At 71.1% G+C, this 24,752-nt stretch carries 26 protein-coding genes and 1 pseudogene; 15 read left to right on the forward strand and 12 right to left on the reverse strand.

Features of this window, described 5'->3' with window-relative positions:
- Positions 1-106: 106 nt before the first annotated feature.
- The 3 genes from SLUN_RS35795 to SLUN_RS35805 all read left to right on the forward strand — a co-directional run bounded on the left by SLUN_RS35795 (position 107) and on the right by SLUN_RS35805 (position 3,492).
- Complete coding sequence (locus SLUN_RS35795) at positions 107-766, forward strand: hypothetical protein (RefSeq protein ID WP_108154044.1); 660 nt, start codon at positions 107-109, stop codon at positions 764-766.
- Positions 767-822: 56 nt separating this feature from the next.
- The gene (locus tag SLUN_RS35800) at positions 823-1,563 is read left to right on the forward strand and encodes a DUF1775 domain-containing protein (RefSeq protein ID WP_108154045.1); all 741 of its coding nucleotides are present in this window, start codon (positions 823-825) and stop codon (positions 1,561-1,563) included.
- A gap of 408 nt (positions 1,564-1,971) precedes the next feature.
- A complete protein-coding gene (locus SLUN_RS35805; protein ID WP_108154046.1) occupies positions 1,972-3,492 on the forward strand; it encodes a serine/threonine-protein kinase in 1,521 nt (506 codons plus the stop codon).
- Here SLUN_RS35805 and SLUN_RS35810 read toward each other — a convergent pair.
- From SLUN_RS35810 to SLUN_RS35825, 5 genes are all read right to left on the reverse strand, one after another.
- Positions 3,479-4,396: a serine hydrolase gene (locus SLUN_RS35810; RefSeq protein ID WP_254710285.1), complete on the reverse strand. Its 918-nt coding sequence runs from the start codon at positions 4,394-4,396 to the stop codon at positions 3,479-3,481. The genes SLUN_RS35805 and SLUN_RS35810 overlap by 14 nt on opposite strands.
- Before the next feature lie 205 nt (positions 4,397-4,601).
- Positions 4,602-6,281 (reverse strand): lysyl oxidase family protein, encoded by a 1,680-nt coding sequence (locus tag SLUN_RS35815; protein WP_175314216.1) that lies wholly within the window; start codon positions 6,279-6,281, stop codon positions 4,602-4,604.
- 463 nt (positions 6,282-6,744) lie between these two features.
- Positions 6,745-7,266, reverse strand: a complete 522-nt coding sequence (locus tag SLUN_RS35820; RefSeq protein WP_108154048.1) for a SixA phosphatase family protein — start codon at positions 7,264-7,266, stop codon at positions 6,745-6,747.
- On the reverse strand, positions 7,263-7,472 hold the full coding sequence (locus tag SLUN_RS39740; RefSeq protein WP_159100410.1) for a hypothetical protein: 210 nt from the start codon (positions 7,470-7,472) through the stop codon (positions 7,263-7,265). Before SLUN_RS39740 ends, SLUN_RS35820 begins: the two co-directional genes overlap by 4 nt.
- Before the next feature lie 183 nt (positions 7,473-7,655).
- Positions 7,656-8,180 carry an amidohydrolase family protein gene (locus SLUN_RS35825; protein ID WP_254710286.1) on the reverse strand — a complete coding sequence of 175 codons (525 nt, stop codon included), beginning with the start codon at positions 8,178-8,180 and terminating at the stop codon, positions 7,656-7,658.
- Between SLUN_RS35825 and SLUN_RS35830 the strand changes: the two genes are divergently transcribed.
- A complete protein-coding gene (locus SLUN_RS35830; RefSeq protein ID WP_306610733.1) occupies positions 8,142-8,819 on the forward strand; it encodes a substrate-binding domain-containing protein in 678 nt (225 codons plus the stop codon). The two genes, SLUN_RS35825 and SLUN_RS35830, sit on opposite strands and share 39 nt — an antisense overlap.
- A 43-nt stretch (positions 8,820-8,862) precedes the next feature.
- On the opposite strand, the gene SLUN_RS35835 is transcribed toward SLUN_RS35830, so the two are convergent.
- Positions 8,863-9,735 carry an LLM class flavin-dependent oxidoreductase gene (locus tag SLUN_RS35835; RefSeq protein ID WP_108154050.1) on the reverse strand — a complete coding sequence of 291 codons (873 nt, stop codon included), beginning with the start codon at positions 9,733-9,735 and terminating at the stop codon, positions 8,863-8,865.
- Positions 9,736-9,871: 136 nt separating this feature from the next.
- On the reverse strand, positions 9,872-11,077 hold the full coding sequence (locus SLUN_RS35840; RefSeq protein WP_108154051.1) for a hypothetical protein: 1,206 nt from the start codon (positions 11,075-11,077) through the stop codon (positions 9,872-9,874).
- A gap of 227 nt (positions 11,078-11,304) precedes the next feature.
- Here SLUN_RS35840 and SLUN_RS35845 point away from each other — a divergent pair, with 227 nt between their 5' ends.
- Together SLUN_RS35845 and SLUN_RS35850 are read left to right on the forward strand one after the other, a co-directional pair.
- Positions 11,305-12,777, forward strand: a complete 1,473-nt coding sequence (locus SLUN_RS35845) for a cellulase family glycosylhydrolase (protein WP_108154052.1) — start codon at positions 11,305-11,307, stop codon at positions 12,775-12,777.
- A gap of 75 nt (positions 12,778-12,852) precedes the next feature.
- A complete protein-coding gene (locus tag SLUN_RS35850) occupies positions 12,853-14,151 on the forward strand; it encodes an alpha/beta fold hydrolase (protein ID WP_108154053.1) in 1,299 nt (432 codons plus the stop codon).
- A gap of 63 nt (positions 14,152-14,214) precedes the next feature.
- Here SLUN_RS35850 and SLUN_RS35855 read toward each other — a convergent pair whose 3' ends face one another.
- Positions 14,215-15,261, reverse strand: a complete 1,047-nt coding sequence (locus SLUN_RS35855; protein WP_108155128.1) for an NAD(P)/FAD-dependent oxidoreductase — start codon at positions 15,259-15,261, stop codon at positions 14,215-14,217.
- 68 nt (positions 15,262-15,329) lie between these two features.
- Between SLUN_RS35855 and SLUN_RS35860 the strand changes: the two genes are divergently transcribed.
- The 6 genes and pseudogenes from SLUN_RS35860 to SLUN_RS35885 all read left to right on the forward strand — a co-directional run bounded on the left by SLUN_RS35860 (position 15,330) and on the right by SLUN_RS35885 (position 20,578).
- A complete protein-coding gene (locus SLUN_RS35860; RefSeq protein WP_108154054.1) occupies positions 15,330-15,914 on the forward strand; it encodes a helix-turn-helix domain-containing protein in 585 nt (194 codons plus the stop codon).
- An 80-nt stretch (positions 15,915-15,994) separates the two neighbouring features.
- A complete protein-coding gene (locus tag SLUN_RS35865; protein WP_108154055.1) occupies positions 15,995-16,963 on the forward strand; it encodes an NADPH:quinone oxidoreductase family protein in 969 nt (322 codons plus the stop codon).
- On the forward strand, positions 16,960-18,141 hold the full coding sequence (locus SLUN_RS35870) for an acyl-CoA dehydrogenase family protein (RefSeq protein WP_108154056.1): 1,182 nt from the start codon (positions 16,960-16,962) through the stop codon (positions 18,139-18,141). The genes SLUN_RS35865 and SLUN_RS35870 overlap by 4 nt, the downstream gene beginning before the upstream one ends.
- Complete coding sequence (locus SLUN_RS35875) at positions 18,138-19,226, forward strand: acyl-CoA dehydrogenase family protein (protein ID WP_108154057.1); 1,089 nt, start codon at positions 18,138-18,140, stop codon at positions 19,224-19,226. Before SLUN_RS35870 ends, SLUN_RS35875 begins: the two co-directional genes overlap by 4 nt.
- A 47-nt stretch (positions 19,227-19,273) precedes the next feature.
- Positions 19,274-19,541 (forward strand): annotated as a pseudogene (locus SLUN_RS41810) (ABC transporter ATP-binding protein); the annotation flags it as partial.
- Between the two features lie 170 nt (positions 19,542-19,711).
- A complete protein-coding gene (locus tag SLUN_RS35885) occupies positions 19,712-20,578 on the forward strand; it encodes a phosphatidylinositol-specific phospholipase C/glycerophosphodiester phosphodiesterase family protein (protein ID WP_108155129.1) in 867 nt (288 codons plus the stop codon).
- A 28-nt stretch (positions 20,579-20,606) separates the two neighbouring features.
- On the opposite strand, the gene pspAB is transcribed toward SLUN_RS35885, so the two are convergent.
- Positions 20,607-21,209, reverse strand: a complete 603-nt coding sequence (pspAB, locus tag SLUN_RS35890; RefSeq protein ID WP_108154058.1) for a PspA-associated protein PspAB — start codon at positions 21,207-21,209, stop codon at positions 20,607-20,609.
- A 62-nt stretch (positions 21,210-21,271) separates the two neighbouring features.
- Positions 21,272-22,192 carry a zinc metalloprotease HtpX gene (gene htpX, locus SLUN_RS35895; RefSeq protein WP_108154059.1) on the reverse strand — a complete coding sequence of 307 codons (921 nt, stop codon included), beginning with the start codon at positions 22,190-22,192 and terminating at the stop codon, positions 21,272-21,274.
- Between the two features lie 252 nt (positions 22,193-22,444).
- Here htpX and SLUN_RS35900 point away from each other — a divergent pair, with 252 nt between their 5' ends.
- Positions 22,445-22,639, forward strand: coding sequence for a hypothetical protein (locus SLUN_RS35900; RefSeq protein ID WP_108154060.1), 195 nt, complete (start codon positions 22,445-22,447; stop codon positions 22,637-22,639).
- On the opposite strand, the gene SLUN_RS35905 is transcribed toward SLUN_RS35900, so the two are convergent.
- Together SLUN_RS35905 and SLUN_RS35910 are read right to left on the reverse strand one after the other, a co-directional pair.
- Positions 22,629-23,063 carry a hypothetical protein gene (locus SLUN_RS35905; protein ID WP_159100411.1) on the reverse strand — a complete coding sequence of 145 codons (435 nt, stop codon included), beginning with the start codon at positions 23,061-23,063 and terminating at the stop codon, positions 22,629-22,631. The genes SLUN_RS35900 and SLUN_RS35905 overlap by 11 nt on opposite strands.
- A gap of 106 nt (positions 23,064-23,169) precedes the next feature.
- The gene (locus tag SLUN_RS35910) at positions 23,170-23,526 is read right to left on the reverse strand and encodes a DUF779 domain-containing protein (RefSeq protein ID WP_108154062.1); all 357 of its coding nucleotides are present in this window, start codon (positions 23,524-23,526) and stop codon (positions 23,170-23,172) included.
- Positions 23,527-23,672: 146 nt separating this feature from the next.
- Between SLUN_RS35910 and SLUN_RS35915 the strand changes: the two genes are divergently transcribed.
- Both SLUN_RS35915 and SLUN_RS35920 read left to right on the forward strand, forming a co-directional pair.
- Positions 23,673-24,239 carry a dihydrofolate reductase family protein gene (locus SLUN_RS35915; protein ID WP_108154063.1) on the forward strand — a complete coding sequence of 189 codons (567 nt, stop codon included), beginning with the start codon at positions 23,673-23,675 and terminating at the stop codon, positions 24,237-24,239.
- Between the two features lie 59 nt (positions 24,240-24,298).
- Positions 24,299-24,745 carry a nitroreductase family deazaflavin-dependent oxidoreductase gene (locus SLUN_RS35920; protein WP_108155130.1) on the forward strand — a complete coding sequence of 149 codons (447 nt, stop codon included), beginning with the start codon at positions 24,299-24,301 and terminating at the stop codon, positions 24,743-24,745.
- Positions 24,746-24,752 lie beyond the last annotated feature (7 nt).

The following is a 24,752-nucleotide window of genomic DNA, read 5'->3' on the forward strand; positions in this document are numbered from 1 at the left end:
ATGAGCGTGAATGTCGCAAATCCGCCACATCGGCGTGTGAAAGGGACCGGTGAAATCCTTCACCAGCGGGACCGGCCGTGCGGGGATGCTTCATGATGGGGCCGCCATGTCGTGGACCAGCGGTGCCCGCGCTGCGCGCCCCGTCGGCTCGGATCCGATTCCCGGTGCGCGGGTGACCGCTGCCCGCGCGGGAGTCTTCACCGCCGCCAGTACCGGGCTCGCCGTCACCGGGCACCATCTGGCTTCGGGACACCCTGTGCCGTGGCGGGCCGTACTGCTCGCTGCCGGAGTCCTCTTCGCTCTGGTGGTGCCGGTGGCGCGGTCGCTGCGATCGCTGCCCGGGGTGGTCGCGGCGACCGGCGCAGCCCAGGCCGGCCTGCATCTGTGGCTCGCACGGGCAGGAGCGCATCCCGCGGCCGGTGGCCATGCCATGGACGACCACGGCCATCCGCACGGCGCCCACGAGACCTGGCACGCGGGGCACCACGGCGCCTCGATGACCGCCGCTCACGTCGCGGCGGCCCTGCTCGTGGCCTGGCTGATGCAGCGTGCGGACGCCGCCTGCCGAGCCGTCGCGCAGCGCCTCGGCCATGCGCTCGCCGGGTTCTTCGTACGGCCGGCTCCCGCAGGTCTGTTCCTGGCTGTGCCGCGGGTGCTGCGGCCCGTCGGGGCCCGGGGGCAGTCGCCTCCGCGGAACGTGGTGGTGCTGGCGCATGCGGTGGTGCGCCGCGGTCCCCCGTCGGCGAAGCCCGCTCTCGCCGTCTGATTCCCGGGCGTTCCTCGGTATGCCCGCAACACCGCACACCACCATGGGAGTTACCCGTGTCCCGTTCTTACGTGGCGCGCACCGCGCGCCGTCTTTCCGTCGTCACCGCCGTCGTCCTGGCGGCCGCTGTCGGCATCGCCGCCCCGGCGTCGGCGCATGTGGAGGTCGAGGCCGAGGGCGCCCGTGCCCTCGCCGAGAACGTCACCCTCGACTTCACGGCGGAGTCGGAGTCACCCTCCGCGGGCATCACCAAGCTGGAAGTGATACTGCCCCAGGGCATCGTCCCGGCCGACGTCACGTACAAGGAAGGCCCCAAGGGCTGGACCTTCGCCGCCACGCAGCGGGGTTACGCCGTGTCGGGGCCGGCCGTCGCGGCCGGTGAGGGCGCCGCGTACGCCGTGACGGTCCGCCAGCTGCCGGACGCCAAGTCCCTGGCGTTCAAGACATTGCAGTCCTACAGCGACGGCCGTGTGGACCGCTGGATCGAGCTGGAGGAGGCTGAGGGCGACGGGCACGGTCATGGCAACAGCGCCCCCGTCCTGGCGCTCAAGGCGGCGGCGCCCGGGGCCGTGCCGGTCAGCCCCGGCCCCACCGCCGAGCCCACGACCGCCGCTCCCTCCATCACCGCCCCCACTGCGCCGGCCGACGAAGCCAAGCCGTCGGCGAGCGACAGCGCGGCCGGGAAGAAGGACGACGGCATGTCCCCGGCCCTGCCCGTGGGGATCGCGGTCGCCGTCCTCGCACTGGGCGGCGGCGGGCTGTGGTGGTTCAAGCGACGTGGTGCAGCAGGCGCCTGACCAGTAGCGACAGCCCCGGTCCCGCGCGAGGGGCCGGGGCTGCCGCTGCCGCTGGGCTCAGCACTGCACTGCACCGCGCTCAGAACTGGGTGATGAGCCAGGTCCCGCCGACCAGCGCGAGGGCAACCGCTACGAGCAGGGCGGCACTGAACACCGCTCGACGGGCCCAAGGACTCATGGCGTCCACCCCTCAGCCGGATCAGTCGGACCAGTCGGACACGGCGGTCGCCGGAGCGGCGCCTGTCTCCCTCCAGTACAGCTCGATTCGCACAGCGGGGCGCGCCCCTGCGCGGGTCCGCCGACAGCCCGACGTGTCGTGCGGGGTGAGGCGGCGTGCGAGGATGTGGCCGCCCGAACTGCCGTTGGAGGGTCGCAGTGCAGCCCCTGTCACCTGAGGATCCACGCGAGGTGGGCGCCTTCCGTCTGCTGTTCGTACTCGGCGAGGGTGGCATGGGCCGCGTGTACCTGGCCAGGTCGCCGGGCGGGCGCACAGTGGCGCTGAAGCGGGTGCGCGCGGGCATGGCGGGCGCCGCCGGGTTCCGGGCGCGCTTCGCCCGGGAAGTGCGCGCCTGCCAGTCGGTGTCGGGCCGCGGCACCGCCCCGGTGGTGGCGGCAGAGCCGCACGCAGCGGTGCCGTGGCTGGCCACCGCGTACGTGCCGGGCCCTTCGCTGGCCGAGGCCGTCCACGAGTACGGACCGCTGGACGGGCCCACCCTGTGGCGGCTGCTCGGCGGCCTGGGCGAGGCGCTGACCGCCGTGCACCGAGCGGGTCTCGTGCACCGGGACCTCAAGCCGTCCAACGTCCTCCTCGCGCTCGACGGTCCCCGTCTCATCGACTTCGGCATCGCACGCGCGGCCGACGACATCGGTCTCACGGGCACGGGCCTGGTCGTCGGCTCGCCCGGCTTCATGTCCCCCGAGCAGGTCGCGGGCAAGGAGGTGGACGAGCGCAGTGATGTCTTCGCGCTCGGCGTCCTCCTCGCGTACGCGGCCACGGGGCGCAACCCCTTCGGCTCCGCCGCGGGACCCGAACTCGGCTACCGCCTCGTCCACCACGAGCCCGATCTGACCGCCCTGCCGGAGGCTTTCGCGGAGGCGATACGGGACTGTTTCGCGAAGGACCCGGCGCAGCGGCCGTCTCCCGCGGAGCTCGTCGCGCGGGCCGGGGCGCACGCCGCCGCAGGTCCCGACTGGCTGCCGGCGCCATTGACCGCGGCGGTGGCCCGCCAGGCCGCATGGGTACTGGACCTGGAGTCGCGCCAGGAGTTCGGCCCGCCGCCGACGCCGTTCGGATCACAGCCGCACCCCGGGCAGCCGGTGCCGCAGAGCCAGTTGCCTCCGGCGCCGTACCAGCCCGCCGCCCCGCAGAGCCGCCGCCCCGCCCCGCCGCTCACCGGCATCGCCTGGGCGACTCGTGGGCCGCTGGGCAGACCGCTCCTCGGCCTCGTCGCGCTCGTGCCGCTTTTCGTGATGGCGGCGGGCCGTGACGCCGTCGACGCCCAGCTGCGCAGTCCCGACCCGGACCTGACCCCGGCCAGCCCCGGCTGGGAGTCCTATCAGTGGGCCCTCGACACCACCTGGCACTTCTCTCTCATCGGGCCGCTTCTCATCGCCGCCGTCACCCTGCATGTCCTGCGCCGCAGGCTGGCGGCCCGGTCCACGGCGGCGGTACGCAGATGGGCCGGCACCTCGGTCGCCTACTGGCTGCTGCTCTCGCTCACCGTGCTGGTGTCCGCGGGCTGGCTGCGTTCCGCCCTGTGGGCGGTGGACGGCAGCAACAAGCCACCGGCGCTCGAGCTGACCCTCGGCTTCGGTCTGCTCCCGCTGGCCCTGCTGGTGCCGGTGGCGCTCGTCGTGATCGTCCTTGCGGTGGTACGGGCCTTCCGGTTCCGGCAGCGCATCCCCGGCCGTCGGCCTACGGGGTGTTGACGAGGGCCTTCACCGCCGTCGTCGCGACCTGCTCCACCAGGTTGATGCCGGCCTGCTGCGACGACTGCCCGTCGGACAGGACCGCGACGAGCAGGGTGTGGCCTTCGTACGTGATACGCCCGATGCTGTTGACGTCCCACAGTCCCGTCGCCGTGCGCGGCAGCCAGCCGTTCTTCAGCGCCACGGCGCTCTCGGCCCCCGCAGCGGCGGATATGCCCCACCGCTGGCCCGCCACGACATCCGTCATCAGCGATTGCACATAGTCGCGCGAGCGGGAGGTGAGCAGTGACTCGCCGCCGAAGACTGCTTCCAGGAGGACCAGTTGGTCGGTGGCCGTGGTCTGGGTCAGGCCCCAGTGCCCGCTCCCACCCGCGACGGTCGCCGTCAGGCCGAGGCGTTCGTTCGCGGCGTCGAGGCCCTGGGCGCCCCCGATGGTCTGCCAGAGCGCGTCCGCCGCCGCGTTGTCACTGCTGCGGATCATCACGGAGGCCAGCCGCTTGTGCTCTGCGGTGAGCGACGTTCCGCGATCCTGGGCCTGAAGCAGGAGGGCGGCAAGGATGTCGACCTTGACGATGCTCGCGGTGTCATAGCCACCCGCGTCCGCGCCGTATACGACGGAGTCCTGGCCGTCGAGATCCTCGACGGCGATCGTGTAGCTGCCGGAGCCGTCGGGCAACGCCTCCAAGGCCTTGACCACTGTGTCGCCGGTGTCCATCGGCGAGGGCGCGGCAGACGGCGACGACGGGGACGGTGAGGGCACGGCCCGGCTGAAAGCCGAGGCGAGAGGCGGCTTGCCGGAGTCCTCGGCCGCGACGGCTTCCTTGCCCGTGACCTGGCACGAGACAGTGCTGGTGAGGGCGAGTACGGCCATGACCGATGGCAGCAGGCGGCGAATTCTGGACATGCGGCGGACGCTAGGGGGCGCGGATCACAGCGCCATGAAAACCGCATCAACGCTTGCTGAGAGAGGCACCCCCACAACCCGGAGGTGTGGGCCGACGCTTACGTGAGGGGAACGGGGGGAACACTGTCCCGCTGGACGACACGAGCCCGGTCACGCGAGTGCGCGACCGGGCCCGGGCCTTCGGGTCACCCCGACAGGAGGAATGTCAGGGGGCGTTGATCAGGTCATGGGCAGGGACGGTCACCTTACGGGCGCCCTTCGTGCCGCTCAGGACGACCTTACGAAGCGCCACGTTGTTGTTCAGGTTGGTCTCGTGGAGCCGCTTCTCGGGGTTGGCGATCACCTGGATGTAGTAGGTGCCGTTCGGCAGATCGGTCACGTCGAAGGACTGGCCGGGACGGTACTGGGTGTACGTGTCGCCGGAGCCGACATCGAGCACTTCCCGTACGGAGAGTGAGCTCTGCTGGCCGCAGGCGGTGGACAGATCGGTGTTGTTCGGGTGCCAGTTGGCGTTCTTCACCGTGTAGTCGATGGCGTCGGTGTTCGCGAGGCAGAAGGCTTCCTTGCCGCTGCGCACGATCTCCTTCTGGTTGGCGCGGAGCAGCCGGTAGCTGGCGAAGTCGGTGAAGTGCCAGTGCTCGTGACCCACCCGCGGGTCCCACTCCATGGTGCCGGTGGGCGAGTAGCCGACCTGCTTCCCTTTGGCGTCGTAGAAGTACTGATAGGCATCCATCAGGTCCTTGCCCGGGCTGCGGAAGCCGTCCACGACCAGCGGCGCGGGGCCCGCGTTCCACACGTTGGCGCTGAAGACCATGTAGTCCTTGCCGGGGACGTCTCCGTCCTCTCCGTCAGAGATGCCGATGTCCCAGGCCGGCAGTGAGCGAAGGTCGGGCTTGGGGACGTTCGGCACGCTCGCCCGGCCGGCGGGGCGCTTCGCGTTGGGCTTGAGCGCGGGCGCGATCCGGGAGCCGTCGGTGTGGCCGGGACCGTCGCCCAGGTGCGCCGTGCGGCCGGCCTTGAGCGCGTACGGAAGTGCGGGCGGCGCGGGGGCGTCGGCGCCGCGGCCCTCGTGATAGGCGTGCCCCGTCGCCTGCCCGGGTGCCCCCGCTCCATGGCCGGAGTGTCCGGACGCCATGGAACCGTGCGAGCCGTGGGCCGATGCGCGCGCACCTTCGCCCTCCGGCTCGCGTTCGCGTACGGACACCTTGAGTGTCTTCGGCTCGTTCGGCAGATTGAACAGGTCGCGGTATCGCTTGGTCACGGACACCTTGGCGGTGTACTCCCCGGCCGGAACGTCGACCGGGTTCGAGTAGTAGCCCGCGTAGGTGTTGGACGCCCAGCCGTTCTCCACGCCCCACACCGAGCCGAGTGTGAAGGGGTTCGTGGGACAGCTCTCGGGATACTTGGACTTGGCCGGGGCGTCGGGGCGGACGCGTCCGGACGCGTTGTTCGGACAGAACGTCTCCGTCCGGTTCACCACTCGCTTGCCGCTCGCGTCGGTGAGCGTGATCTGGATGAAGCCGGACAGGCCGGAGAAGTCTTTCACCAGACCGGCCGGAAGAGTTCGGGTCCGGGTCTTCTTGCCTTCGCGGATGATCTGCTTGGCGACAACGGGGTCCTTGTAGGACTTGCGCGTCACGTTGAACTCGAGGGGGCCGCCCTCGGCGGTGACATACGTACCAAGGTCCAGGTAGACCCCCGATTCGCCTTCGCCTTCCCACCGGTCGAGCGTCACCGCATTGGAGGCGGCTATCAGACGGAGCTTGGGAGAGGACTCCGCCTTTCCTTCGACGGGCGCGGCACCGGCCACACCGGCGATCACGGTGAATGCCGCGGAGGCGGCGAGCGCCGAACGCCATAGACGATTGCGGTGATGTCTTGTCATCAGTTCCTCGTTCGCGAGTGCCACTGGGACATGAGGGTGAACAGGCGGCGCACGGGCGGATCCTCGGCCGGAATCGACCGACAGTTCTGAATGGAATCGTGGCCGGCCTGTGAGATCTGGTGACGCCACGACGGGTTGCCTGCCGACTCGCAAGTGCCTGATTGTTGTCCGGAAATGGATCGCGGATCGCTGATCAAGCCGTCCTGTCGACATCTCCGTCCCTGGACCGCTCGGCCGTGGTATGCCGCTGAATCGACCGCTGTGACCGGAACGGCACGGCCGAGGCAGTGGCCACGAGCGGCCTGCGGCTACTGGATGTTCAGCCGGACTGCTGGCCGGAGGAGGGCGGCCGGACGAAGGTCACCGGGCGAAGGTGACCGGGCGAAGGTGACCGGGCGAAGGTGACCGGCGAAAGCGGGCACGTCGGCTGTCGGAGTCCAGGCGCTGGAACGGACCGCCGAACTCACTTCTTGTGTCCGCGCGGGACGGCCAGGTCGGTCAGCAAGGCGGTGCCCGGTGCGAGGGCGGACCATGTACCGCGCCACGTCAGAACGGCGACGGCAGAGGTCGGGAACTTGGTCCGTGTGCGCTGCAGAGCGTCGCCGAGCGTCTCGCCGGCGAGCAGCAGGATCAGATCCTGCAGACCCGGGTTGTGTCCGATCAGCAGCAACGTCTCCATCTCGACGGGCACTTCATGTACGGCGTCGATCAGTTGCTGCTCGTCCGCGGCGTAGACGCGCCGCTCGAACCGGACCGGTGGGATGCTGCCCAGTTCCGCGGCGGCCAGCTCCCAGGTCTGGCGAGCGCGGCGGGCGGTGGAGCAGAGGACGAGATCGGGCAGGCAGTCGGCCGTCGCCAGCCAGCGGCCGACGGCGGGGGCATCACGCAGGCCGCGCGGACCGAGGGGGCGGGCGTGGTCGGCGACGCCCTCGGGCCAGGCAGACTTGGCGTGCCGCAGGACGACCAGCCGCCGCAGCGGGCTCATGCCGGTGCTCCGAGCGGGCGCGGATGACCGATCTCGGGGGCGAGCTCCGGGCCTCGGATGCGGTCCGGGCCGGCGAAGCACTCGGCTCCGGCCGGCGCGCCCGTGGCCGTCCCGCAGGGGAGGCCACGCTGTCGGCCGGAGGACGGCACATGGGCGCAGATCCGCGGCCGACGGCGGCCTGCCAGTTCGTCAACGATACGCAGCACATCATGGAGCCTAAGCGGTGTCGGGGAAGTCCGGGTGGTTGAAGGTGGGCCCGCGACGCCGCCCGGACTTCCCCGGGGCCGCTCAGGGCCGCCGGGCCCGCCCCGCATCAGGCGACCGGCTGCCGGCGTGGGCTGGTCCGTCAACGGGTGCGCTGATCCGGGGCGCTCGACCGTGAGCCGGTCTCACGTCACCGGCGTGCAACCGCAGGCGCCGTGACGGCCGCCGTGCACCCGAGTCAGTGACGCGGGCCGCGTCGGCGTGGCGGTCGGTGTCGGCAGTGTCTTCGCCACCGCGGAGTCCAGCTCGTGGACCACCTCTCCGCCGACCAGCGTCAGCCGTACGCGGGTGTCGCTGAGCTCTTTCACCGGCACCCGGGTGACATCGCGGTCGAGGACCACCAGGTCGGCGGCCTTCCCGGGCGTCAGGGTTCCGGTGCGTCCTTCCAGTCGCAGTTGATACGCGGAGCCCGCCGTGTGCATCCGCAGCGCCGTCGACCGGTCGAGTCCCTCCAACTCCGGGTACAGCGCGCCTTGTTCGGCCACCTCGCCCTCGCGGTCGATCGCGGTGCGGATCTGGTTCCAGGGGCCGAGCGGATCCACCGGCCAGTCCGAACCGCCCGACAGCACCGCTCCGTACCGCTGCAGGCTGCGCGCCGGGTAGAGCAGCCGGTGGCGGTCCGCACCGATGTACGGCAGCAGCGCATCCATCACCGGACGAGACGGTCTGGCGGTCGATGGCGGTGGCCGGAGTCCTGGTCCTGGACAGCCCGGCCGGCGATCCCGTCGTACGCGTCCTGCGCGCCCGCGGCCTGGGTCGACAACGATCACCGCGCCACAACGCGCCAGGTCCTCGACCATCTTGCGGACCAAGGCGCACGCCGCATCGCCCTGATGGCCGGTCCCGGCGACGAGCACTACACCCGCAGCTGTCTGGCGGCCTACCTGCGCTGGTGCACCGAACACGACAGCGAACCGTGCACGATCCCGCTGACGGCGGAAGACGAGGAGGGCCGCCTCCTCGACCCGCTGCTGTCCGGCCCGCGGCGCCCCGACGGGATCTACGGCATCTACGATCCGTGCGGCCGCCAGGTACTGGCATCGGCCGCCCGCTGCGGAAGCCGTGTGCCCGACGATCTGCTGGTGGTGTGCGCGAGCGAGGACCCGGCCTATGCCGTCGCCGAACCGCCGCTGTCCACCGTGTCGCTGGCCCCGAAGGACACGGTGGCGCTGGCGGTCTCGGCGCTGGTCGACCTCATCGAGCGGCCGCAGCACAGGCCGGAGCCGGTGATCGTGCCCGCTCGCCTGCAGATACGGGCCTCGTCGACGCGGATGCCGGTTCAGGGCTGACGGTCGTGGCGCGTTGGACGTGCGACCGGTGGACGCGCGGCTGTCAGGGGACGAGCTGACGGACTTCCCGGGCCACGAATCGTACGAACCCTTCGGGATCCGGTTCGTCACCGGTGGGCTGAAGGACGACCGTGTCCGCACCGGCGTCCGCCAGCCGCTGAACCGCCTTCGCCACCGCCGCCGCGTCCCCGGCGACCCCGAGCTCGGCGATGTCGTCCTCGTCAGAGACCTCCATCTCGGCCCTGAGCCGCGCGTCGGCGCCGGGTCCGGTCGCCGTATGGAGATAGACGACGACCTGGTGGTGGCCGGTGCGCCCGGCCGCCGTACGTCCCTCGTCGATGAGCCGCCGTGCCTTGCGTACGCCATCGGGCGAGGTACCGGCGACGAGCATGGTCCCGTCCGCGGCCTCACCGGCCAGTCGCAGCGAACGCGGCCCGATCGCCCCGGCGAACACCGCGGGCGCCGTCGCCGGCGGCCAGTCGAGGGCGACCTCGGCGAGCTTCACATAGCGGCCGTCCGCAGTGACCCGCTCACCGCGCAACAGCGCGCGCATCGCCGCGAGGTACTCACGCAGCAGCGTCACCGGCGATTCGACGCGCGCGCCGACCTGCCCCATCCAGTCCTGGACACCGTGCCCGACGGCCAGGCCGACGCGGTCCGGGAACAGCCGGTGCAGCGTCGCAGCTTCCATCGCGGTCAACGCGACATTCCGCAAGGGGACCGGCAAGAGCCCGACCCCGACCCGCAACCGCTCGGTCCAGGCGAGCGCCGCGGCGGCCGCGGCGATCCCGCTCTCGAAGAAGCAGTCTTCCCAGAGCCACAGTTCTTCCAGTCCTGCATCCTCCGCGGCGCGCACCACGTCACGGAGCCGTTCGGGGGGTAGCTGGGGCCGGAACACCGCGCCGAGAGCAGTCATGGGGTCCTTCCTACCCACCTGCCCTCGTACGAGCAACAGCATTCGGCGCGCTGCCGGAGGATTCGGTGAGCTCAAGGCCAGGACGTCGCCCTGCCGTCCCCTTCGCGCCCGCCGCTGGAACTGGGCCGCGGCGTCGCTACGGACGGCCCGCGTGCAGGCTCTCGAGACGGCGCTGGAGCACCTGCAGTGCCCCGCGCTGACGGCCCGGGACATCGCGGCGCAGCCTGACGAGAACCGGCGCCAACGCCCGTGCCCGCGGCAGGTCACGGATCTGCTCCCACTGGTGGTGGGCCCGGTCGACCGCCCCTTCGACATCGGGATCGTCCGGGGCCTGTCTGCGCGTCAGCCGGGCAGCGGCGGCGCTCATCCACAACTCGCAGCTGAGGGCGGGGTCCTGGGCGAGCCGTGCGAGATCCGCCCGGACCTCCAGCCAGTGGATCGCCTGCACCGAGCCGGGGCCGTGGATCCGCAGCTCCTGCTGCTCCCAGGCCGCGGCGGCCGCCGCGGCCTCGCTGTGCCGCCCCGCCTGCGCGGCGGCGAGAATCGCGGGATGCGGATCGGACGAGCCTGCGGCCACCGCGGCCGGGACACCCACCGGCGCTGTCGACTGTGCGGCCGAAGCGGCCACCGGCAGGGCCATGCCGGCTGCGAGTGCCTGCCCACCCGGGGCGCCGAGCGGCGGGACAGCGCCGACCGCGAGCAGCAGTGACTCCTCGCCCCCGGCCCGCGCTGCGGCCTGCTCGTGCAGCGTGGCAAGGTCCGGCCGGGCTCCGCTGCGCCAGATCTCCGCGCAAGCCTTCAGATAGGCCGGAGCCGCGGCACCCCGGCGCGGGGACGCCGGGGTGATCCGCCCGAAGAGCCGGATGCCGTGCCCGAGGGCCAGGCCTGCCTCCCCGAGGTGCTGCCAGGCCTCGGGATCGGCGACCAGATCGACGACCACGGTCGTGGAGCCCGGACGCCTGATCGCCAGTTCGCCGGCGAGCCAGTGCCAGGGAAGTGCCGTGTAGCGCATGGTTGTCGGTGTCGTACGGGCGAGCGCGAGATGCAACAGGCGCTGCTTGCGGTCGAGTTGGAGCTGACCGGCCAGGTACAGGGACAGTGGGCCTTCTGCGGTCGCGGCGGCCCGGATCCGGGTGAGTACGGTCTGGGGGTCCAGAGGATCGGCGAGCTCGATCACCGTCGCGGCCGGTGTGCCGGTCAGCGCGCTGGGCGGCACGGCGGCAAGGGTGGGCAGCACCGAACTCGCGTCGATGAGACGGCCCTTGCCGACCGGGGCGGCCGCGATGAGCAGCGCTGTTCCCGGTTCTGCTGCGTCCCCTCCGTTGATCACCACACCCAGCACCGTAGCCGACGTCGCTCCGGCCCAGGTCGTCCGCAGGCTGTGATACGCCCTGGCCGAAGGCTCCCGACGGGGCCGCCCGCACCTTCGCGGCGCCCCGGTGAGCGTGGCCGCGCCCACGCGCTCGATTCTTGTCGTGGCCCTTGCAGGGTGGGGTGGAGGCTGCTATTCCATCCGGTTAGGAAAGTTTCCTTCCAGTCCCTCCATGAGCCCAGGCAACGGAGACCCCCATGAGACCGGCAAGGTTCTGGTTACGCTCACTCGGCGGCGTCGGCACGCTCGGCGCCGCCCTGCTCCTCGGCCTCACCGCGGCCCCCACGGCCCCGGCCGCCCCGGCGGCTTCCCGAGCCCCGGCAGCCGCCGTCACCCACGAGGCCGAGAGAGCGGCCGTCTCGCAAGGCCTCGTGGAGTCCAACCATGCCGGCTACACCGGCACCGGCTTCGTCAACTACAACAACATCACCGGCAGTTACGTCGAGTGGACGGTCGACGCCGCCCAGGCCGGCAGCGCCTCGCTGACCCTCCGCTACGCCAACGGAACCACCGCCAACCGCGCGATGGACATCACCGTCAACGGCACCGTCGCCGCGGCCAAGCGAGCCTTCCCCGGCACCGGCGCCTGGACCACCTGGACCACGACGACCCTCACCGCCGACCTCAAGGCCGGAGCCAACACCATCCGCGCCACCGCGACCACCGCCAACGGCGGGCCCAACGTGGACCATCTCGCGATCGACGCGGGCGGCCCCCCGCCCGGCGGTACGACCCCCGTCGAGATCAACGGACAGCTCAAGGTCTGCGGCACCAAACTCTGCAACCAGGCCGGCAAGCCCGTCCAGCTGCGCGGCATGAGCACCCACGGTCTGCAGTGGTACAGCCAGTGTGTGACCTCCGGCTCGCTCGACGCCCTGGCCACCGACTGGAACGCGGACGTCCTGCGCATCTCCATGTACATCCAGGAGGGCGGTTACGAGACCGACCCGCGCAAGTTCACCGACCTGGTCCACTCGATCATCGAGCAGGCCACCGCGCGCGGTATGTACGCGATCGTCGACTGGCACATGCTCAGTCCCGGCGACCCGAACGTCAACCTCGCCCGCGCCAGGACCTTCTTCACCGAGGTGGCCCAGCGCCACGCCAACAAGAAGAACCTGCTGTACGAGATCGCCAATGAGCCCAGCGGCGTGAGCTGGTCGAAGATCAAGAGCTACGCCGAGCAGCTCATCCCGGTCATCCGGCAGAACGACCCGGACACGCCGGTCCTCGTCGGCACCCGCGCCTGGTCCTCCCTCGGCGTCTCCGAGGACTCGGACGAGACCGAGATCGTGAACAACCCGGTCAACGCGTCCAACATCATGTACACATTCCACTTCTACGCCGCCTCGCACGGCACCGAGTACCTCAACACCCTCTCGCGTGCCGCCGACAGACTCCCCATGTTCGTCACGGAGTTCGGCACCCAGACCGCCTCCGGCGACGGCGGCAACAACTTCGCCCAGGCACAGAAGTACATCGACCTCATGGCGAGCAAGAAGATCAGCTGGTCCAACTGGAACTACTCCGACGACGAACGCTCCGGCGCCGTCTTCAAGGGCGGCACCTGCGACAACAACGGTCCCTGGACCGGCACCGGGCCGCTCAAGCCCGCCGGCGTCTGGGTCCGTGACCGGACCAGGACCGCGGACGACTTCCCGACGGGCTGACCCCGGTTCCCTGCGACCCCCGTCCGCCCATGTGATCCCATGGGCGGACGGGGGCGTACCGAGACAGGAGCCGCATTGACCAGCAATCGCCAGCCGGGGGTCGTCCTCACCGACCGGCACTTCACCGTCCCGCTCGACCACACCGACCCGGCGGGGGAGCAGCTCGAGATCTACGGCCGCGAAGTCGTCTCCAGCGGACGGGCCGGCGCGGAACTGCCCTGGCTGGTCTACCTCGAAGGCGGTCCCGGCTTCGGCGCCCGCCGTTTCGTCGGCAAGCAGGCATGGCTGGGGCGGGCGGTGCAGGAGTACCGCGTACTGCTCCTTGACCAGCGCGGCACCGGCCGTTCCGCGCCGCTGAACCGTCAGACCCTGCCGCTGCGCGGCGGACCGCAGGCCCAGGCCGAGCACCTCGCCCGCTTCCGCGCCGACAGCATCGTCCGCGACTGCGAGACCGTCCGGCAGCGGCTCACCGGCGCCGCGCCCTGGACCGTCCTGGGCCAGAGCTTCGGCGGATTCTGCGCCACGCACTATCTGTCCACGGCGCCCGAGGGGCTGCGGGCGGTGCTCGTCACCGGCGGTCTGCCATCGCTGGACGCCGGCGCCGAGGACGTCTACCGCGCCGCGTACCCCCGCATTCAGCGCAAGGCCGAGGCCCACTACGTCCGCTACCCGCAGGATGTGGAGCGCGCCCGACGTATCGCCGCACACCTCGCGGAGCACAAGACCGTGCTGCCCGGCGGCTACACCCTCACGCCCGAGGCCTTCCAGTCCCTGGGCATCCTGCTCGGCGGCGGGGAGGGCAGCCACCAGCTGCACTATCTGCTCGAGGACGCCTTCGTCCGTACGAGCCGGGGGTACGAACTCTCCGACGCCTTCCAGGAGGGCGTGCTCGCCACGCTCTCATACGCCGGACATCCGCTGTACGCCGTGCTGCACGAGGCGATCTACGCCCAGGGGGCGGAGCCGACCGACTGGGCCGCCGAGCGGGTCCGGGCCGAGTTCCCGCAGTTCGACGCCGCCACCGCGCTGGCCGGGGACGGTCCGCTGCTGTTCACCGGGGAGTCCGTCCACCCCTGGCACTTCGACGTGGACCCCGCCCTGCGCCCCCTGCGCGACACCGCTGAAATGCTGGCAGCGCGCACCGACTGGGCGCCCCTGTACGACCCCGCACGGCTCGCCGCCAATCAGGTGCCGGTCGCCGCGGCCGTCTACCACGACGACATGTATGTCGACACCGCGCACTCGCTGCGCACGGCGCGCGCCATCCGCGGACTGCGCACCTGGGTCACCGACGAGTACGAGCACGACGGGGTGCGGGCGGGCGGGCCGCGCGTCCTCGACCGGCTGCTCTCGCTCGCCCGGGGAGAGCTCTGACGCACGCTCAGAGCCATATCCAGCACGGTGGTGCCGTCGTACGCCCGGCTCGGGACGCCGGGCTCAGATGGGCAGGCCGTGCGCGCGGTCGCCGAGCACACGCTCGGCGACCGCGCGTTCCTGCTCCGCCGAGAACACCCCGGCCGCCCTGACCGCGGCCTTCTCTTCCAGATCCGAGAAGACCATCTCGTTGTTGATCGTCACGCCCGCCCGGTATCCCGCGCTCGCCGCATTCACCACCTGCTCGCCGGGTCCCACCGCGTTCCCGGCCGCCCAAACGCCCGGCACGGTCGTCCGCCCTGTCTCGTCCACCGTGACGAACGGCCCGAACGGCGTGTCCCTCATCTCCGCCCCCAGCGCGCCGAGCAGCCCGTCGTTCGGGCTGAACCGCGGGCCGACGAAGAGCGCCTCGCACGGGAAGACCCGGCCGCTCGCCATCCGTACCCCGGTCAGGCTGTCCTCCTCGACGACGAGCGAGGCCACCTCCCCGGTCACAACGGACACTCCGGCCGCCGCGAGCAGCCGCCATTCCTCGTCGGTGAGCGTGTCCGCGGTGTGCAGGAACAGCGTGACGTCGTCGGACCACTGTGAGACGAGGAGTGCCTGGTAGGCGCCCTTGACCGGCGATGCGATCACCCCGAAGGCGCGGTCGCGGACCTCCCACCCGTGGCAGTACGGGCAGTGCAGCACGTCCTGGCCCCACCGCTCGGCGACGCCCCGGATCCCGGGGATCTCGTCCACGAGTCCGGTGGTGACGACCAGCCGGCGCGCGCGTACGGCGCGGCCGCTCGCGAGCGTCACGGAGAACTCGCCCGCCCCGTCACCCGCCCCGTCCCGTTCCGCCCCCGTCACCCGGTCGTCCCACAACTCCACGCCGTACGCCGCCACTTCGCGCCGCCCGACCGCCAGGAACTCCGCCGGGCTCATCCCGTCCCGTGACAGATAGCCGTGCATATGGGCGGCCGGGGCGTTGCGGGGCTCGCCCGCGTCGACCACCAGCACGCTGCGCCGGGACCGGCCCAGGATCAGCGCGGCGCTCAGCCCCGCCGTCCCGCCGCCGACCACCACCACGTCGTACACCTCACCGCTCTTGCGGGTCACGATGACCACCTCCGCCACCGACAGTCCTCCTGGGCGGCAGTATTGACAAATGCCTTTGCTGTTTCTGCAATAGACCCATGGAAGACGAAGCAGGGCTGGATGCCGTACTGGGCGAGGTGGGGCCGAGGCTCCGCAGGATCAGACACGAGCGCGGGGCAACCCTCGGCGCGCTCTCCGCCGCGACCGGGATCTCCGTGAGCACCCTGTCCCGGCTGGAGGCAGGCCGCCGCAAGCCGAGTCTTGAGCTGCTGCTGCCCATCGCCCGGGCCCACCAGGTCCCGCTCGACGAGCTCGTCGGCGCGCCGCCGGTCGGCGATCCTCGGGTCCGGGCCAAGCCGATCGTCCGCGGCGGCAGGACGATGCTGCCGCTGACCCGCCAGCCGGGCGGCCTCCAGGCGTACAAGGTCGTGCAGCAGCCCAGCGCCGATGAGCCGGACCCGCGGACACATGATGGCTACGAATGGCTGTACGTCCTCTCCGGCCGGCTGCGCCTGAGACTCGGCGAGCACGATGTCGTGCTGGGCGCGGGTGAGGCGGCCGAGTTCGACACGCGTGTGCCGCACTGGTTCGGCGCGGCGGGGGAGAGGCCCGTGGAGTTCCTGAGCCTGTTCGGCCCGCAAGGCGAGCGGATGCACGTACGAGCCAGGCCGAAGCGCGGCTGACAGGGTCTTCCCGGACTGGCAAGCGACCGCTTAGTATGCGGCGGAGCGCAGTAATGCCTACGGTTTGTGGAGGCCCCGAAATGCAGGCATGGCGAGTGCACCGGAACGGCGAGCCGAGCGAGGTGATGCGGCTCGAAGAGGTGGACCGGCCCACGCCCGGTGAGGGGCAGCTGCTGCTGAAGGTCCGCGCGGCGAACATCAACTTCCCCGACGCGCTGCTCTGCCGGGGCCAGTACCAGATCCGCCCGCCGCTGCCCTTCACGCCGGGCGTGGAGATCTGCGGCGAGACCGAGGACGGCCGCCGGGTGATCGCCAACCCCGCGCTGCCGAACGGCGGACTCGCCGAGTACGTCGTCGCCGACGCCGCGGCGGTGCTGCCCGCACCCGAAGCCCTGGACGATGCCGAAGCGGCCGCACTGCACATCGGCTACCAGACGGGCTGGTTCGGACTGCACCGCCGCGCGCACCTCCAGGCGGGAGAGACGCTGCTCGTGCACGCGGCCGCGGGCGGCGTCGGCAGCGCCGCCGTCCAGCTCGGCCAGGCGGCGGGCGCCCGGGTGATCGGTGTCGTCGGCGGCGCGGAAAAGGCGCGCGTGGCCAGGGAGTTGGGCTGCGATGTCGTCATCGACCGCCGGGAGGACGACATCGTCGCCGCGGTCAAGGAAGCCACCGGCGGCCGCGGTGCCGACGTCGTCTACGACCCGGTCGGCGGCGACGCCTACGCCAAGTCCGTGAAGTGCGTCGCCTTCGAGGGCCGCATCGTGATCGTCGGCTTCGCCAGCGGCGCGATCCCCACCCCTGCCCTCAACCACGCGCTGGTGAAGAACTACTCGATCGTCGGCCTCCACTGGGGCCTGTACAACCAGAAGGAGCCGAGCGCGATCCGTGACTGCCACGAGGAGCTGACCAAGCTCGCCGCGCAGGGCGTGATCAAGCCGCTGATCAGCGGGCGCTTCGCCATGAAGGACGCCGCGGACGCCGTCCAGCGGGTCGCCGACGGCACTACCACGGGCCGCCTGGTCGTCATCCCGGAGGGAGAGGCCCGATGACGGACGCCGCCGAACTGCTCAGTCGTACCAAGGAGTTGCTGGCCGCTCACCCCCCGGCCACCACCGACCGCACCGACTTCCTCACGGCGCGCTTCGACGCGGGCCTCGCCTGGGTGCACTACCCGAAGGGGCTCGGCGGACTCGACGCCCCGCGCACCCTGCAGGCCGTCGTGGACGCCGAGCTGACGGCGGCGGGCGCGCCCGACAACGACCCGCGCCGCATCGGCATCGGCCTCGGCATGGCCGCTCCGACGATCCTCACGTACGGCTCCGAAGAGGTGAAGCAGCGCTTCCTGCGGCCGCTGTGGGTCGGCGAGGAGGTGTGGTGCCAGCTGTTCAGCGAACCCGGCGCGGGCTCGGACCTCGCCGCGCTCGGTACCCGGGCCGTCAGGGACGGCGGCGACTGGGTCCTCAACGGGCAGAAGGTGTGGACGTCCAGCGCCCACGTGGCCCGCTGGGCGATCCTCATCGCCCGCACCGACCCGGAACTGCCCAAGCACCGGGGCATCACGTACTTCATCTGCGACATGAGCGACCCGGGCGTCGAGGTCCGGCCGCTGCGACAGATCACGGGCGAGGCGGAATTCAACGAAGTCTTCCTGACGGATGTCCGGATCCCCGACGCGCACCGGCTGGGGGAGGTCGGCGAGGGGTGGAAGGTCGCCCAGACGACCCTGATGAACGAGCGTGTCTCGATCGGCGGCAGCCGCATCCCGCGCGAGGGCGGCATGAGCGGCCCGATCGCTCGGACCTGGCGCGAACGCCCCGAGCTGCGCACGCACGATCTTCATCAGCGGCTGCTGACCCTGTGGGTCGATGCCGAGGTCGCCCGGCTCGCCGGAGAACGACTGCGCCAGCAGCTCGCCGCGGGCCAGCCGGGCCCCGAGGGCAGCGGAATGAAGCTCGCCTTCGCCCGCCTCAACCAGGAGATCAGCGGCCTCGAGGTCGAACTCCGCGGTGAGGAAGGCCTGTTGTACGACGACTGGACCATGCGACGGCCCGAACTCGTCGACTTCACCGGGCGCGACGCCGGCTACCGCTATCTGCGCTCCAAGGGCAACTCCATCGAGGGCGGCACCAGCGAAGTGCTGCTGAACATCGTCGCCGAACGCGTACTCGGACTGCCCTCCGAGCCGCGCAACGACAAGGACGTCGCCTGGAAGGACCTGACCCGATGAGCACACAGCCCGATCTGCTCTACTCCGAGGCCGAGGACGACCTCCGCTCCGCCGTACGCTCCCTGCTCACCGACCGCAGCGACACGGCGTCAGTACTGGTGCGCGCCGAGTCCGGTACGCCGTACGACCCCGAGTTGTGGAAGGCGCTCGCCGGGGACATGGGCGCGGCCGGTCTGCTCGTACCCGAGAAGCTGGGGGGTCAGGGCGCGAGCCACCGCGAGGCTGCCGTGGTGCTGGAGGAGCTGGGGCGCAGCGTCGCCCCAGCGCCGTATCTGACCAGCTCGGTCATCGCGACCGAGACTCTGCTCGCCCTCGACACGGAGTCGGAGCCGGTCGCCGCGCTGCTGGCCGAGCTCGCGGCCGGCCGCCAGGTCGCCGTGCTCGCCGTACCGCTGTCCGCCGCCCCGGACGGGCCCCTGCCCTTCGGCGCGAGAAGGATCACCGGTGTCCCGGACGCCGCTGCCGCCGATGTGCTGCTTGTCCTGAAGTCCGACGGGCTGTACGCGGTCGAGGCCGCCGGCGTCACCGTCGAGGCGCTCACCCCGCTCGATCTGACCCGTCCGCTCGCCGCGGTCACCGTCGACCGGACAGCCGCCGCGACCCGCCTCGCGGACGCGGCAACCGCCGAGGCCGCCGTTCGCCGCGGACTGCTCGCAGGTGCCGGGCTGCTCGCCTCCGAACAGCTGGGCCTCGCCGAGTGGTGCCTGGAGGAGACCGTACGCCACACTCGCGAGCGCCATCAGTTCAACCGCCCGATCGGCTCGTTCCAGGCGCTCAAGCACCGCATGGCGCAGCTGTGGCTCGAGGTCGTCTCGGGCCGGGCCGCGGCCCGTGCTGTCGCCGACGCTCTCGCGACGGACAGCCCGGAGGCCGCTCTCACCGTGGCCGTCGCGCAGGCGTACTGCTCCCGGGTCGCCGTGCACGCCGCCGAGGAGTGCGTCCAGCTCCACGCCGGCATCGGTATGACCTGGGAACACCCCGCGCATCTGTACCTCAAGCGCGCCAAGTCCGACGAGATCGCCCTGGGCACGCCCGGCCGCCACAAGGAGGCACTGGCCGAACTGATCGACCTGCGAGCCCCGTAGGCCGTGGGCCTTCGCGCCCTTTCCATGCGGTGAGGCGGTCGGGCTAACTCCCCGGCCGCCGCCCGCACGAGGTCAGCGACGGGCAGCCGCAGCGCGCCCGCCCGGCCAGGGCGCTGGTGCTGCGGCCGCGCCGGCTGATCTGTGACGAGATGACCGCGCTGCTGGACGCCTCGACAACAGCCGTGCTGGTCGCGGTCGTCGAGGAGTGCCGGCCGGGCGCACGGTGCGGGCCTGCTCGGGGTGCGCCACGACCGGGTCCTGCTGGAGCAATGGTGCGGCCGCACGGTCCAGTGGTCCGAACTCGGCGGGCGGTGAGTCACCTCCGAGGGGTTGCCGCGCCGACGGCGCGACGCACCCGCGTGCCCGCGCCCGTACTGAGCACCAAGTGACGGATGGCCGAACTCTTCGCGGCCTACTGCCGATTGGGCCGCCTCCCGGCGGATACTCGCCGATGTCCCTCCCGACCCGCAGAGCCCGGAGGCACCATCGTGCTGACCACCCGTCGCAGAGCCGTCACCACCCTCGCCGCCGCGCTGGCCGGCGCCGTCGCAGCGCCCGCCTATGCGCAGGCCGCCGAGAAGCACGGCGGGCAGACCCGCCCGCAGCCGCTGCGCCGGGCCCACGCCCACAACGACTATCTGCATGAACGGCCGCTCCACGACGCCCTGTCGCACGGCTTCACCAGCGTCGAGGCCGACATCTTCCTCGTGAACGGCGAACTGCTCGTCGCCCATGAGCCGGCGGACCTCGACCCGACCCGTACGCTGCGCTCGCTCTACCTCGACCCGCTGCTGGCTCGCGTGAAGGCCAACCACGGGTCCGTGTACCGCGGTTACCGGCGGCCCGTGCAGCTGCTGGTCGACATCAAGACGGACGGCGTCGCCGCGTATCTCGAACTCGACCGGCAGCTGCGCTATTACCGGCGGATGCTGAGCAGCTACGCGTACGGCCATGTCCACCTCGGCGCCGTCACTCCGGTGATCTCCGGCGACCGCACCGCCCGCGTACCCATGGAGGCACAGCGCGTCCGGTACGCCTTCTACGACGGCCGCCTCGACGACCTCGGCACCACCGCCCCGGCGTCCTTCGTGCCGCTGATCTCCAGCAACTGGACCCAGAGCTTCAGCTGGCTGGGCACCGGCCCCTTCCCGGCCGCCGAGCGGGAGAAGCTGCGTTCCATCGTCGCCGCCGCCCACGACCACGGGCAGCGTGTCCGCTTCTGGGCGACCCCGGATGTGGCCGGTCCCGCACGCGACGCCGTCTGGACCGAGCTGCTCGCCGCCGACGTCGACCACATCAACACGGACGACCTGGCCGCGCTCGAACGCTTCCTGCGCGCACGGCGCGCGTAAGGACCCGGCCTGATCGACCCGACAAGCCCTAGGCTTTCGGCCCCCCGAGCCCCGGCGCGCCCCAGACCGGGAACCAGCGGGCCAGGTCCGTCTCGACGCGTAGGTCGTCCGTGAGCAACGCCCTGGTCTGCAGTTCCAGGGCGTTGTCGCGCTTCTGCGGCGAACCGGGGAGCGGCGCGAAGGGGTAGAAGGTGCCGCGCTTGTAGAGGTAGACCAACGCCAGCGCGCGATCGCCCGCGGCGTCGTGGAAGGTCATCAGGGAGCAGAGCAGCTGCGGGCCGAATCCCGCTTCCTGGAGCAGGGTGTTGACCGCGTGCAGGTCGTTGACCAGTGAAGCTGTGTCGTCGGCGGGGTGACGGGCGAGCAGCCAGGTGTAGCCGTACGCGTCCTGGCTGAACTCGACCGGGACGCCGCCCAGGTCGGTGTCGGCGTCGAGCAGCTCCCGTACGTCCTCCTGGAGTTGCGCGAAAGCGCCGCCCTCCACGCTGGCGAAGCACACCGAGCCGATGCCGGTCGGGGTGAAGCCTGCGCCGGCCTGGAGGGTGATGGCGGCGGCGGGCAGGCCGAAGAGCTGGTCGAGGTCGGGCCGTACGGGCTTGCTGCGGCCGAGGATCGCATCGAGGAGTCCCACGGAAGTACCTCTGTCCGTTGTCCGTCATCTGTCGGTCGTCGCGGAGGTCGCGTCACGGATCCTTACGGGCGGGCCAGCTGCGCGGAGATCCTGCCCAGCTGGTCCAGGCGCTGCTCCAGCGTCGGGTGCGAGGACAGCAGGCGGCCCAGGCTCTCCTTGGAGGAGAACGCCGGCGCGAACCAGAAGGCGTTGAACGGCTCCGCCTTGCGCAGGTCCTGTGTCGGAATCTTCGCCATCTCGCCCGTCACCTTGGTGAGCGCGGACGCGAGTGCCGAGGGGCGGCCGGTCAGCAGCGCGGCGGAGCGGTCGGCGGACAGTTCGCGGTAGCGGGAGAGCACCCGGGTCAGCAGGAAGCTGATCGCGTAGACGGCTGCGCTGACCAGGGGTATCAGGATCATGGCGATGGCGGCGTTGGGGTCGCGGCTGTTGCCCACTCTGCCGAAGCCGCCCCACAGTGCGATACGGGTCATCACGCCCGCCATGACACCGAGGAACGACGCGATCGTCATCACGGCGACATCGCGATGGGCGACGTGCGACAGCTCGTGCGCGAGGACCCCTTCGAGCTCCTCCGGCTCCAGCCGGCGGAGCAGACCGGTGGTGGCGCAGACCAGCGCGGTCTTCTCGTTGCGGCCGACGGCGCAGGCGTTCGGTACATCGCTGTCGGCGATCGCGACGCGGGGCTTGGGCATGTCGGCGAGCGCGCAGATACGGTCGACGGCTCCGTGCAGTTCGGGCGCCTGCTCGGGCGTGACCTCGCGGGCCCCCATGCTGAACGCCGCGATCCGGTCGCTGAACCAGAACTGCGCGATGAACAGGCCGCCTGCGATCAGCAGAATGATCGGCCACGAGCCTTTGAGGATCGCCAGCAGGGCGCCCACGAAGACGACATAGAGCAACCCGATCAGGAACATCGTCGTCACCATGCGGGTGGTGAGTCCCTGATCCGGGGCGTAGCGGGACGGAGGCCGGTTCCCTGGCATCTGATCACTCTCCGGACGGACCTGTTTCTCGTGCCCCCCACACTCGATTGTGCTCCTCTCCCGGCTATTACCGGGATAAGTGAGCGGCGGCCCGACGGTCCGTACGGGCAGCGATGGGATACATGCTCCGCGTCACCGGGTCGGCGCGGACATCACCCGTACGGCGGACATGCCAGTCGGCCGTACGGGCCCTCCGCTACGCGAGACTGACCGCCGAATGCCGCAATTCCAGCGCGGCGGAGGAGGTTGGCGATGGCCATTTCGATCTCGGTGGTCCTGTTTCTGCTGGTTCTCGCAGTGATCTTTGTGCGCAACGGCGGACTGAAGATGTCGCACGCGGTGGTCTGCGCCCTGCTCGGCTTCTTCCTCGCGGGCACCAGCATGGCGCCGACGATCCAGGAGGGCATCTCGGCCACCGCCAACGTGGTGGGCAGCCTCAGGCCGTGACCTGCGCGGGCAGTTCGGCGTCCGGTGGCAGCTCGAAGTAGTGTCCGCCGCTGGGATCCACATGCACCACATGGGTGCCGACGCGGACGGTCTGCGCCTCGTCGACCCGCCAGGAACCGCACTCCTCGTCGCTGTCCACCAGCGGTGTCCACACCTCGCGGAACGTGCTGCCGTCCTGGTTGGTGCCCGTCTCGATCAGGCGGTCGCCGTCCCGCTGAAGGGTTCCCACATCCTCGCCGGGTTCCCCGACGGCGTGGTGGAAACGGACATCGGCGCCGTCGTACGTCGTGATGCCGGCGAAGCCACGGCTGTCCGCGTAGTAGGCGTCGATCTGGAGCCAGACCACCTGCTCGGTCTCCCGCAGGGGTCCGCCGTTGCGGCTGATTCCGGCGCGCAGCCACGCGCCGCGAGTGGGGGCGTTCACACGGACCAGCATGGCAGCCGACGCCAGCAGGTGCCTTGGCTCCCCGCTCATTACGCGATCATGAAGCGTCCATGAAGCCCGTGGCCCTTCCAGGGACGGGGACGCCTCAGGTACCCAGCACCCGCGAGCGGATCAGGAACCGCACCCCTTCCGGCGCCTCCAGCGAGAAGCCGCTGCCGCGGCCCTCGACGACATCGACGATGAGCCGGGTGTGGCTCCAGACCTCGTACTGGCTCCTGGACATCCAGAACGGGACAGCCTCCTCGATGCCGTCCACCCGGAGGTTCTCGAGGAGGATGTCGGACGCGCCCGTACGGAATTCGCCGTCCTGGTAGCACATGGGCGCGCTGCCGTCGCAGCAGCCGCCCGACTGGTGGAACATCAGCGGTCCGTGGGCAGCCCGCAGTCGTCGCAGCAGTTCGGCGGCTGCGGGGGTCAGCTCGACGCGCGGGGCCTGAGTCATCCGGCCAGCAGAGCACCGGCGAGGTTGCAATGCCGTTGCAGAGCCTTGGCGGAGGATCTCCTCCCTGGGGTGTCGATCGGGCGCGATCCCGTTCGACACAACACTGACGGCGTCCGAAGGGGGGCCGCGAACCAGGAGGAACGGCCATGCGAAAGATCATCTACTTCGTCCACTCGTCGCTCGACGGACACATCGACGGGCCCGGCGGAGCCTTCGACTGGCCGGTGCTCGGACCGGAGCTCGGCGCGTACGGAGACGGCCTCCAGGCACGCGTCGACACCTTCCTCTACGGGCGCGTGGTGTGGGAGATGATGTCCGGCTTCTGGCCCGACGCGGAGTCGGTGTCCAACGACCCCCACGACCTGGCCTTTGCGCCAGTCTGGCGGCGCACCCCGAAGATCGTCTTCTCCCGGACCCTGGAGCAGCCCGAAGGGAACGTCCGGGTGATCGGCGGGAACCTCGCCGAAGAGGTCGCCGCCCTGAAGCAGAGCCCGGGCAAGGATCTGCTCCTGACCGGCGGATCGACGCTGCCTGCCGCGCTCACGGAGCTCGGCCTGATCGACGAGTACCACATCGTCATGCACCCGGTGGTGCTCGGCGGCGGCAGGCCGCTGTTCCTGCAGGGGAAGGAGCGGCTGAACCTGCGGTTCGTCGACTCGCGGTCCTTCGACTCGCGAACAGTGCTGCTCCGTTACGACCGCCCGGCGGGATGATTGTGTGGGCCTACGGCGTTGAACACCTGACGCCGGTCTTCGACGATGGGACGGATGCCATGCCGCTTGAGGGTGAGTACGAGCCGAGTCCGCATCATTGGGTACGCGACCAGGTCGCGCTGTTCGAGGGCTCCGGCGGCACCAAGGGAACGACGATGCGGGGCATGCCCGTGATCATCCTGACGACCAGGGGCGCCAAGAGCGGCAAGATCCGCAAGGCCGCCCTGATGCGCGTGGAGCACGGGGGCTCCTACGCGGTCGTCGCTTCGCTGGGTGGCGCCCCCAAGCACCCCGTCTGGTACCACAATGTCGTCGCCGACCCCCGGGTGGAGCTGCAGGACGGCCCGGTGCGCCAGGACATGACGGCCCGTCAGGTGACCGGCGAGGAGAAGGCGCAGTGGTGGGAGCGCGCTGTCGCGGCCTACCCGGACTACGCCGCGTACCAAGAGAAGACGGACCGTCAGATCCCCGTCTTCGTCCTGGAGCCGGCGGCCAAGGAGCACTGACCGGCAG

Origin of the sequence: Streptomyces lunaelactis (assembly GCF_003054555.1) — a bacterium.
In the GTDB taxonomy this organism is placed as follows: Bacteria; Actinomycetota; Actinomycetes; order Streptomycetales; family Streptomycetaceae; genus Streptomyces; species Streptomyces lunaelactis.